Origin of the sequence: Postechiella marina, assembly GCF_039538365.1 — a bacterium.
GTDB classification, from domain to species: domain Bacteria; phylum Bacteroidota; class Bacteroidia; order Flavobacteriales; family Flavobacteriaceae; genus Postechiella; species Postechiella marina.
Genome location: NZ_BAABCA010000010.1, coordinates 1 through 10598, shown reverse-complemented (window position 1 = coordinate 10598; position 10598 = coordinate 1). Strand labels below are relative to the sequence as shown.

The window sequence follows — 10598 nt, the reverse complement described above, 5'->3', positions numbered from 1 at the left end:
TTGTGTGTTTACCTTTACTAAGTTCGTCAATAATTTTTAGTTTAAAAGGTTCTGAATACCGTCTAATTACTTTGTCATTTTTGTACATAATGTTTAAAATTATGTAGCCTTTATTCAGGACGGGTCAAAGAAAAAGATAACGGACTTTCTATTGTTTTTAGTAAAAACTTGAGGAAAATAAGGATTTCAACAGGACATGGAACTGAAAAAATTTTGACTGACGAAATTTGTAAAAAAATAATTGACCAAACTATTATTCCTGAATTTAAAAATGGAGATTATTACAGCGGAATTGAAAAAGGAATAACGGAATTAATAGCAAAATGGGAATAAAGTACTGTTTATAACACCGTGTAAAAAACATTGCTTATTTTAGTTAAGCCGTTTGGTCGTTGCTTTGTTTGGTAGCTTCTGATTTTCCTGCGAAAAATCCTCGCATACAAACCCGCAACTATTCTTATACTGAACGTTGTGTGTAATTTGTCTACGTTACCAAGATTTGGTATACTTGAGTAAAATTATAGCTAAAATGGGAAAAAACACATCAATATCACTCGGAAATCATTTTGAGGATTTTATCAGAGAAGAAGTAAATTCTGGTAGATATGGTTCGGTTAGCGAAGTAATTCGTTCCGCATTACGTTTGTTAGAACGTGAAGAAAAAAAGAAAGAGAACTTATTAAAGCTCTCGAAGCAGGAGAAAAAAGCGGATTTGTTGAAAATTTCGACCCAAAACAACATTTGAAAGAATTACATCGTAAACACTTATGAGTAAAAACAAATATCGCATAAGCCAACAAGCGATTGAAGATTTAGATAAAATTTGGATTTATACTCTTAACAAATGGTCTAAAGAACAAGCAGACAGATATTACGACTTAATAATGGCTGAAATAGATTTTATTGCGGATAATTATTTGATTGGAAAAACGTTTGCAAACAATGCATATAATTTATTGCTAATACTAGCCTACTTACAAAAAAAACCTCTGTAGATTTTCTTTTGGGTTTACATTTACTAAATTATATACTTAAACACGTTACCATACTTACACCAAAAATGCCCAAAATTGAACTTAAAACTAAAATAAAAGCCGATAGAAAAGTAGTATTTGACCTTTCAAGAAGTATCGATTTACACAAAATTTCAACTAAACACACTAATGAAGAAGCAATAGCTGGAAAAACAAGTGGATTAATTGGAATGGACGAAAGCGTGACGTGGAGAGCTAAACATTTTGGAATATACCAAGAGTTGACTTCTAAAATAACGGAATTTAACCGACCGATTTTTTTTGTGGACGAAATGGTCAAAGGAGCTTTTAAAGAGTTTAAGCACGAACATTACTTTACGCAATTAAATAACGGAACTTTGATGACTGATATTTTTGAATATAATTCTCCTTTTGGAGTTTTAGGAAAGATTGCAGACAAGCTATTCCTTAAAAAATATATGATTGATTTACTTACCGAACGAAATCGAGTTGTAAAAGAGTTTGCTGAATCTAAAAAATGGAAAGAAATATTAACTGAATAAAAGTTAGTATAGAACAAACGTGTATTAAAAATTGCGCAGTATTAGTACTTAACCAAATACAGTTGCATTTTTAACACCTAAATGTGATATATTAAAATTTTACAGACAATGATTGGCAAAAAACTAAACCCTAAAAAATCATCAAGTATATTTACTAACTTTAATAGCAACCATTTTATTTAATTGTAAAAGTAAAACGGAAATAGGAAATAAAGAGAGGTTTGCAACCCAACTATTCTAATTCTAAAAATGCATTTATAAAAGAACATTTTACAAAACTCTAAGGCATTTGTTCCTGTTTATATTCAATCGATAAAAATAAGTTACTAGAAGTAGCGCAAAGATGCTAAACTAGTATAAGGAAGGCATCTTATTTATTCTTATAATAATTCTACATATTAATTATTACAATAGTAAGATTTGGTATTGTGTCATATTTTTCGTATTTTAAAGATTGAAGGTTAAGGCTTATTATTTATTAAATAATTTTTCTTTTAATACAATAACTAGCAACATCAAAAAATGTTGAATCTCTAAAAAACTAAACAATGAGCAACTCAAATTATACTAAAATATTTCATGGTAATTTTATTACTGTACAGCGTATTGTTTCTGCTTTAGAAAAAGTAGACATAAATGCCATAATAAAAGAACAAACCGAAACAGGTTTAATACAAGTTTTTGGAGGTTCGAATTCTGACTACCAAGAGGTGTATGTGCATAAAGACGAACTAGAAAAAGCTATTGCAATTGTAAAAGTTGAAAGCATAGAAAAAACAACATAAAACACTAATTACCAGTTAATTTAAAACAGAAAACCTTTCAAATTTTAACTTTTGAAAGGCTTTTTTTATTTCATTTTTTTGTAATTTTAAGCTAAACAACTTAAAAAACTAAATCATGTTAAACTACATTAAAGTATTTTCGGGTAATTTCACTGAAGTTCAGCGCATTTTTAACGAACTAAAATCTTTAAACATTTGTGCTATTATTAGAGAAAAATCTATGGTAGACAGGTTAGCCAGCTCTGCAAGCTCTAACCAAGGTCCGCAACAAATTCTTGTTCATAAAGAAGAGCACAACAGGGCTATAACTATAATTAAAGATTTAATTGCTAAATACACTAAAAATTAAGCAGTAACGGTATACATTTTATCGCGTAACTCTTTAATTTTCTTGTCTTGCATATACTCATCAAAAGTAGTGTAACGATCTATAACGCCATTTGGTGTTAACTCCACTACTCTATTACCAACAGTTTGTGCAAACTCATGATCGTGCGTTGTAAATAACATAGAGCCTTTAAAATTCTTTAACGAGTTGTTAAAAGCTGTTATACTCTCTAAGTCTAAATGATTGGTAGGCTCGTCTAACTGAAGCACATTTGCTCTGGTCATCATCATTCTAGATAACATACAACGTACTTTTTCTCCTCCAGACAATACAGAAGATTTTTTAAAAGCCTCTTCTCCACTAAAAATCATTTTACCTAAAAAACCACGAATATTAACCTCTTCGCGTTCTTCTTCAGTTTGTGCCCATTGGCGTAGCCAATCTATTAAGGTTAAATCGTTATTAAAAAACTCACTATTATCTAACGGTAAATACGATTGCGTTGTAGTAACACCCCAAGCAAACTTACCAGCATCAGCTTTTTCTTTATTATTTATAATTTGATAAAATGCAGTTGTAGCTCTAGAGTCTCTAGAAAAAACAACTACCTTATCGCCTTTTACTAAGTTTAAATCGATATCTCTAAACAATATTTCACCATCTATTGAAGCAGATAAACCTTCTATGTTAAGAATTTGATCTCCAGCTTCTCTTTCGCGTTCAAAAATAATTGCAGGATAACGACGACTCGTTCTTCTTATATCTCCAATGTTTAATTTATCAATCATTTTCTTTCTACTTGTAGCTTGTTTACTTTTTGCTACGTTGGCAGAAAAACGACGTATAAACTCTTCTAACTCTTTCTTTTTTTCTTCTGCCTTTTTGTTTTGTTGTGCATGCTGTCTTGCTGCTAATTGAGAAGACTCGTACCAAAACGTATAGTTACCAGAATAATGATTTATTTTTCCAAAATCGATATCAGAAATATGAGTACAAACCGCATCTAAAAAGTGTCTATCATGCGATACAACTATTACGCAATTATCGTAATTTGCTAAAAAGTTTTCTAACCAAGAAATAGTTTCGTAATCTAAATCGTTGGTAGGCTCATCCATAATTAACACATCTGGATTACCAAATAAAGCTTGCGCCAATAAAACACGTACTTTTTGCTTACCATCTAAGTCTGCCATTAAGGTATAATGAAACTCTTCTTTTATCCCTAAATTAGATAACATAGATGCAGCATTACTATCGGCATTCCATCCATCCATTTCTTCAAACTGTACCTGCAACTCGCCTATTCTATCTGCATTTTCATCAGAGTAATCTGCATAAAGCGCATCTATTTCTGTTTTAATTTTAAATAAAGGCTTGTTACCCATTAAAATAGTTTCTAAAACAGTATGCTCATCATATAAATTATGATTTTGCTCTAAAACAGACATACGTTTACCAGACTCTAAAGATACATGCCCAGATGTTGGTTCTAGTTTTCCTGAAATAATTTTTAAAAATGTAGATTTACCAGAACCATTAGCTCCAATAACACCATAGCAATTTCCATTATTAAAGGTTGTGTTTACTTCATCAAAAAGAACACGTTTTCCAAATTGAACCGAAAGGTTAGATACTGATAGCATAAAGGTTGTTTTATATTTTTTTGCAAAAGTAAAAAAATCAAGTCGTATGCCGAAACTTCGAGTCTCTATTTTTCTTAATAAAACCAAGCTTTACAAGTTTTAACAGCGCCTTAACAAGACTTTTTAATAACAAAGTATATTTTTGTATAGAATAATTTAGATAATAACATCTAGATATTTAGTTTAAATTTATATGAAATTATATTTTAGTATTATATGTCTTGCCTTAGTTGCATTTGTTGGTTGTAAAAAAACCAACAAGACAAATAATGCTTTTTTAGGTGGTGAAATTATAAATGCCACAGACAATTTTATAGTTTTATCTATGGAAGATAAAGTTATAGATACTATTAAATTAGACAAAACAAATAGATTTAAATATAAGGTTGAAAATTTAACACCTGGCTTTTACACCATTAAATATGGTGGTGAAATGCAAATGGTACTTTTAGAGCCTAACGATAGTATTATGCTAAGAGTTAATACTTTTGAGTTTGACGAATCGTTAGTATTTACTGGTGTTGGCGCCAAAAAAAACAATTACTTTATAAACGAATTTTTACAAAACGAAATTGAAGATAAACGTATATTTAAATATTGCCAGTTAAACTCTAAAGCTTTTTCGCATAGAATAGATTCTATTAAAACTTATAAAGACAACAAGCTAAAGCGATTTCAAGAAAAATACAATCCGTCTGATTTGTTTAACAAAATAGCTCAAGCTAATATTGATTACAGCTATTTTTCTAGAAAAGAAGTATACCCTTTTATTCACTACGGTAAAAACAAAAACGACATTATAAAATCGTTACCAAAAGATTTTTACGCTTACAGAAAAGATATAGATTACAACAACAATTTCCATAAAGACTATTTTATTTATAATAATTTTTTAAAGTATAATTTTAATAATTTGGCGCTCGAAAGACACATAAACCACTGTGGCGCTAAAGAATTTAATAGAAAAGCTTTGTGTTTTAATTTAGATAAGCTTAAATTAATAGACAGTATTATTACTATACCAACTGTTAAAAACAAGCTGTTATACATGAATACTTTTAATTTTCTGAATAAAAACGATAATACAGAAAACAATAAAGCTGTTTTAAAATCTTTTTTAGAAAAAAGCACAAACGAAGAAAATAAAGTAGCAATTACAGCTTTAGTTAAAACATTAGATAAGTTAAAAACAGGAAATACTTTTCCTGATATTACAGTTTTAAATGTTAAAAATGAAGAGAACCTAATTAATAATTTAATAAATAGGCCGACTGCTATTTATTTTTGGTCTAATAAATTTTACGATCATTTTAAACACAGCCACAATAAGGTAAAAGAATTAAAAGATAAATATCCAGAAGTAGATTTTATTGCTATTAATATTGATAACAAAGCCTCTAAAAATTGGATGTATTCTTTAAACAAAAACAGTTATCCTTTAGAAAGAGAGTTTCAATTAAATGATGTTAAAAAGGACAAAGATATTTTAGCCATTCACCCCATGACAAAGGTGTTTGTATTAAATAAAAATCAAAAAATTGTACACTCTAATACAAATATGTTTGCTTCAAATTTCGAACAACAACTTTTAGCTATTGTTAGCAAATAGTATTATTACATACATTATATAAAAAAGCCTCGACGTTATGTTGAGGCTTTTTATTATATAAATAAAGAACTTAAATATTAAAGATCTTAGTTTCCTTTTTTATAATCTTCTAAAAACTTAGCTAAACCACTATCTGTTAAAGGGTGTTTTAATAAACCTTCAATAGAGCTTAAAGGCCCTGTCATTACATCTGCACCAATTTTAGCACAATCTATAACATGCATTGTATGACGCACAGATGCAGCTAATATTTCAGTATCAAAGGCATAATTATCATATACGTGTCTAATTTCTGCAATAAGGTTTAAACCATCTGTAGAAATGTCGTCTAAACGACCAATAAAAGGCGAAACATAAGTTGCTCCTGCTTTTGCAGCCAATAATGCTTGACCAACAGAAAATACTAAAGTAACGTTTGTTCTTATTCCTTTATCTGCGAAATATTTACAAGCCTTAACACCATCTTTTATCATTGGTAATTTTACAACTATTTGCGGGTGTAACTCTGCTAAAGCTTCTCCTTCGCGAACCATACCTTCAAAATCTGTAGAAATAACTTCGGCACTTACATCACCTTCAACAATGTTGCAAATATCAACATAGTGTTTTAAAATATTGTCGTGACCAGTAATGCCTTCTTTAGCCATTAAAGACGGATTAGTTGTTACTCCGTCAAGAACACCAAGATCTTGAGCTTCTTTAATTTGGCTAAGGTTAGCTGTATCTATAAAAAATTTCATCGTAAATAAATTTTGTTTTATTAAAATATTGTTGCGAATTTACAATAATAACAAAGTAGAGCTATTAATTAATTATTAAATTCTATTAACAACTTACGAAAACATTAAGTTTCTACTTAAAATGATGCGTTTACCTAATAATTAAAGTGTAGGTTTTTGAGTCGCTACTACTGCATAAAGGATCTTCTATATCACCATCTTCGTTGTAGTATCTTGCGTCTACACTAACATGTATGGTTATTTTAAAACGACCAGTTTCTCTTGGCACACCTTCAATATAAACCTCTCTATCTTCAAAAATAATATTTATTCCGTTTGGCAAATCGCCACGATAGCTAAAATTATAGTAATAATTATCGTCTTTAGGTTCGTTTTTAATTTCTGCCCAAATCTTATTAGAGTAATAAGTATCGTTTCTACCACTATCTAATTTGTTATTAGATAGAACAGGACGTCTATTAACTATACACTCTACAACTTCATCCAAAATAGCATCGCAAGCTGTTAATATCGAAAAGAAAGAAAGTAATAGTAGTATTTTTTTCATACTCTAGATTTTAAGTTTATTATCAGAGCAAATTTTATACCATTATTTTAATTTATAATGATTCATTAGTAGTTTTTCGTAGATCAAATCTGGTAAAATTCGCTTTAAAACAATAGAAAACTTCTGCATAAACTCCCCTACTTTATAATGCACTTTAGGGTTTCTTGTATTAATAATTTTAAAAATAGCTTTTGCCATTATATCTGGATCGCTACCAGCATCTACATGCGCGTTCATTAAATTTAAAGTGTCACCATATGGCTTTTTGTATGGCGAATTTTCTAATAAAGGTGCGTGGTATCTGCCTGCTGCAATGTTTGTTGCAAAATCGCCAGGAGCTACATTAGTCATGTTTATATTAAAACCTTTTATTTCCATTCTAAAAGCCTCTGTTACAATTTCTAAAGCACCTTTACTTGCACTATAAATTCCACGATAAGGTAGTCCCATATACCCGGCAATAGACGTTACATTTATTATTAATCCAGAGTTTTGCTTACGCATTTGTGGCAACACAGATTTTATAACATTAATAGGTCCAAAAAAATTAGTTTCAAAATTAGCTTTAATTTCTTCGTTAGGTATCTCTTCTACAGGACCAGTAATTCCTGCACCTGCATTATTAATAACTACATCTAATTTTCCTTCGTTGTCTATAATTGTTTTTACCGTTTGTTTTATGGTATCTACATCTTTTACATGCAACTTTAAAATAGCAAATTTAGAATCTTTATATTTTTCTGGCGATCTACTTGTGCCATAAACTATAAACCCTTTTTCTATTAAAAACTCTCCTATAGATTTTCCTATGCCAGAAGATCCACCTGTAATTAAAACAACTTTATTCATTATGCCTTTTCAAAATTATTTTGCTATAAAAATACAATATTAATTAAGATTCTTATTTTTAAGAAACGGTCTTAAACTAAAAAATCTTGATTAGCCTTAGCTTTCAAGATTTAAGTTTTGGGTACAAAAAAAGGCAAGCTACCTACATCACACCGCTACGACCATTTACCTTTGCTGCGTTCCCGCCCTGGAGGATTCAACAGGAGCTGGTTGTGTAGGACTTGCCGGTGCAAATATACAATCTTTTAAAAAAATCACAATGATTTTTTAAACTGATTTTAAATAAATATCTTGCTATAAAATAATTTTGAAAATGAAAATCGTCAAGTATCTAACTATCATATTTTTAAGTTGTCTTGTTTTATCTTGCGGATCTAATTCTGGACAGAAAAAAAATGTATTTACCATTAAAACTAACGCAAATAAGGGTAATATTTCGAATAATGAGACCTTAAATTTGTCTTTAGAGAACAAAAAAAGTCATATAATCGATTCGGTTTCCTACTCCATAAACGGAAAAACAATAGGTAAAAGTACCAATTTAAGTAATTTTAAACTTGGTAAGCATACCATAGAAGCCATTGTTTATTTTAATAACGAAAAACAAACGGTTAACTCTACCATTACCATTCTTAATAGTGAGATACCAAAAATTTACAAGTACAAGATTATAAACGAATATCCGCATGATATTACATCTTACACTCAAGGCTTAGAATTTTTTAATAATAATTTATACGAAAGCACAGGACAATATAAAGAGTCTAAACTAAGACATGTTAATTATAAAACAGGAGAGGTTATTAAAAACATTGATTTAGACGATGAGTATTTTGGAGAAGGGCTTACTATTTTAAACGATAAAATATACCAACTAACCTGGAAAGAAGGTACTGGTTTTGTTTACGACATTAATACTTTTGATAAACTAAGTAGTTTTAAATACGGAAATAGTAAAGAAGGCTGGGGTTTTTGTAATAACGATAAAATGCTTTACAAAAGTGATGGCTCTGAAAAAATATGGCTTCTAGATCCAAAAACATTGATAGAACAAGAATACATACAGGTTTATACCAATAAAGGTAAAATTATTGGTATTAACGAAATGGAATGGGTAAATGGCAAAATTTACGCTAATAGATACCAAAAAGATGGTGTAGCTATAATAAACCCTGTAAATGGTGGTGTAATTGGTGTTATAGATTTTTCGCCATTAAAAAAGCTTGTTACTCAGCACGATGGTTTAGATGTTTTAAATGGCATAGCTTACAACCCCGAAACTAAAACACTTTTTGTAACTGGTAAACGTTGGGACAAATTATTTGAGGTAGAAATTATAGAGTAAAAAATCCTGATCTTTTCTATATTTCGCATTTAATACGCTTATCTTATTTTTTAAGGAATTTACAAGTGGTATATTGGTTATATGGATGTTGTGCAACATATGAACAAACCTATGAAATACATATTATTACTCGGAATTCTGATTTCATTTTCCGGAACAAATCTTATCGCTCAATCGACTTCTGACAGCCTGAAACCAAAAATGAAAATGGTTAAAGAAGTCATCTACAAACCAGAGAATGGCGAATTAAAGAGTCGAGAAAATCTATTTGACTCAAACATAAGTTCATATATGATTTTTGATAAAAATGAGAAAGTAATAGAAAACGGACAATATGAAAGAGACGGTTCGCTTTACGAAAAAACTATTTATGAAAGAAATGAAGATGGAGTTGCTCAGAAAGCTATGAAGAAAAATTCATCAGATGAATTAAAAAGCTATTGGACTTATGAGTATGATTCCAACGACAATATGATTGCTGTTAAAACTTATGATTTAGACAACAATCTGACAAATATCCAATCGAACAAATATGATGAAAACGGAAATAACGTTGAGATGCTTCTTAAAAGACCAGGAAATGAAAGCGGTTGGAAATATATTTACAAATACAATTTTGACAACAAAAAAATTGAGCAGTTCAGATATAAACCTGATGGCAGTCTAAAAGACAGACGAACATACTCATACGATAAAGACGGAAATGAAAATTTACAATTTAAATTCAATCCTGATGGGAGTTTTATGAAGTTCGTTTCCGAATATGACGAAATGAATAATATGACTATTCAAAATTGGTTCAATGAAGAAGATGAACGAACACACCAAACTTCTTTCGAATATGTATATGACAAAAATGGGAATTGGATTTCTAAAAGAAGAAGTTCCAATGGAGAATTAGGAATGGTTTGGGAAAGACAAATTAAATATTACGAATAAAAAAATACGTTGCACAACAATGGCTATAAGTAATTGCTTGTTCTCGCCTACTTTGGAAATTCCTGCGGAATTTCCAACTTGGTGTGTACTTGCAAAATTAAGTACTAACCCACGCAACTACTCATAGCCGAGACCGTTGACTGTAATTATGACCCGTCCTGAATAAAGGCTACATAATTTTAAACATTATGTACAAAAATGACAAAGTAATTAGACGGTATTCAGAACCTTTTAAACTAAAAATTATTGACGAACTTAGTAAAGGTAAACACACAA

Annotated in this window: 11 protein-coding genes, 1 other RNA gene and 2 pseudogenes; 9 read left to right on the top strand and 5 right to left on the bottom strand. The window is 29.8% G+C overall.

All coding sequences use genetic code 11. The features are described from left to right. Positions 1-138: 138 nt before the first annotated feature. The 6 genes and pseudogenes from ABD715_RS17615 to ABD715_RS17590 form a co-directional block, all read left to right on the top strand. A pseudogene (locus ABD715_RS17615) lies at positions 139-333 on the top strand (TPM domain-containing protein); the annotation flags it as partial. 196 nt (positions 334-529) lie between these two features. Beyond that, positions 530-771: pseudogene (locus ABD715_RS17610) on the top strand (type II toxin-antitoxin system ParD family antitoxin). Next, on the top strand, positions 768-995 hold the full coding sequence (locus tag ABD715_RS17605) for a type II toxin-antitoxin system RelE/ParE family toxin (RefSeq protein ID WP_344789658.1): 228 nt from the start codon (positions 768-770) through the stop codon (positions 993-995). The pseudogene ABD715_RS17610 and the gene ABD715_RS17605 overlap by 4 nt, the downstream one beginning before the upstream one ends. 65 nt (positions 996-1060) lie before the next feature. Beyond that, on the top strand, positions 1061-1537 hold the full coding sequence (locus ABD715_RS17600; protein ID WP_344789657.1) for an SRPBCC family protein: 477 nt from the start codon (positions 1061-1063) through the stop codon (positions 1535-1537). 548 nt (positions 1538-2085) lie between these two features. Then, positions 2086-2322: a putative signal transducing protein gene (locus ABD715_RS17595; protein WP_344789656.1), complete on the top strand. Its 237-nt coding sequence runs from the start codon at positions 2086-2088 to the stop codon at positions 2320-2322. Positions 2323-2437: 115 nt separating this feature from the next. Further along, positions 2438-2671 carry a DUF2007 domain-containing protein gene (locus tag ABD715_RS17590; RefSeq protein ID WP_344789655.1) on the top strand — a complete coding sequence of 78 codons (234 nt, stop codon included), beginning with the start codon at positions 2438-2440 and terminating at the stop codon, positions 2669-2671. Here the strand turns inward: ABD715_RS17590 and ABD715_RS17585 are convergent. Then, the gene (locus ABD715_RS17585) at positions 2668-4293 is read right to left on the bottom strand and encodes an ABC-F family ATP-binding cassette domain-containing protein (RefSeq protein WP_344789654.1); all 1626 of its coding nucleotides are present in this window, start codon (positions 4291-4293) and stop codon (positions 2668-2670) included. The two genes, ABD715_RS17590 and ABD715_RS17585, sit on opposite strands and share 4 nt — an antisense overlap. Positions 4294-4486: 193 nt before the next feature. Here ABD715_RS17585 and ABD715_RS17580 point away from each other — a divergent pair, with 193 nt between their 5' ends. Continuing rightward, on the top strand, positions 4487-5902 hold the full coding sequence (locus ABD715_RS17580; RefSeq protein WP_344789653.1) for a TlpA family protein disulfide reductase: 1416 nt from the start codon (positions 4487-4489) through the stop codon (positions 5900-5902). A gap of 86 nt (positions 5903-5988) precedes the next feature. Here the strand turns inward: ABD715_RS17580 and fsa are convergent, their stop codons facing one another. The 4 genes from fsa to ffs form a co-directional block, all read right to left on the bottom strand. After that, complete coding sequence (fsa, locus tag ABD715_RS17575; protein WP_344789652.1) at positions 5989-6642, bottom strand: fructose-6-phosphate aldolase; 654 nt, start codon at positions 6640-6642, stop codon at positions 5989-5991. A gap of 130 nt (positions 6643-6772) precedes the next feature. Continuing rightward, a complete protein-coding gene (locus ABD715_RS17570; protein WP_344789651.1) occupies positions 6773-7189 on the bottom strand; it encodes a hypothetical protein in 417 nt (138 codons plus the stop codon). Positions 7190-7231: 42 nt separating this feature from the next. Further along, positions 7232-8038 (bottom strand): SDR family oxidoreductase, encoded by an 807-nt coding sequence (locus ABD715_RS17565; protein ID WP_344789650.1) that lies wholly within the window; start codon positions 8036-8038, stop codon positions 7232-7234. Between the two features lie 128 nt (positions 8039-8166). After that, an RNA gene (ffs, locus tag ABD715_RS17560) (signal recognition particle sRNA small type) lies at positions 8167-8265 on the bottom strand. Positions 8266-8351: 86 nt separating this feature from the next. Here ffs and ABD715_RS17555 point away from each other — a divergent pair. Beyond that, complete coding sequence (locus tag ABD715_RS17555; protein WP_344789649.1) at positions 8352-9383, top strand: glutaminyl-peptide cyclotransferase; 1032 nt, start codon at positions 8352-8354, stop codon at positions 9381-9383. Positions 9384-9494: 111 nt separating this feature from the next. Further along, positions 9495-10322, top strand: coding sequence for a hypothetical protein (locus ABD715_RS17550; protein WP_344789648.1), 828 nt, complete (start codon positions 9495-9497; stop codon positions 10320-10322). The last annotated feature ends 276 nt before the right edge of the window (positions 10323-10598 follow it).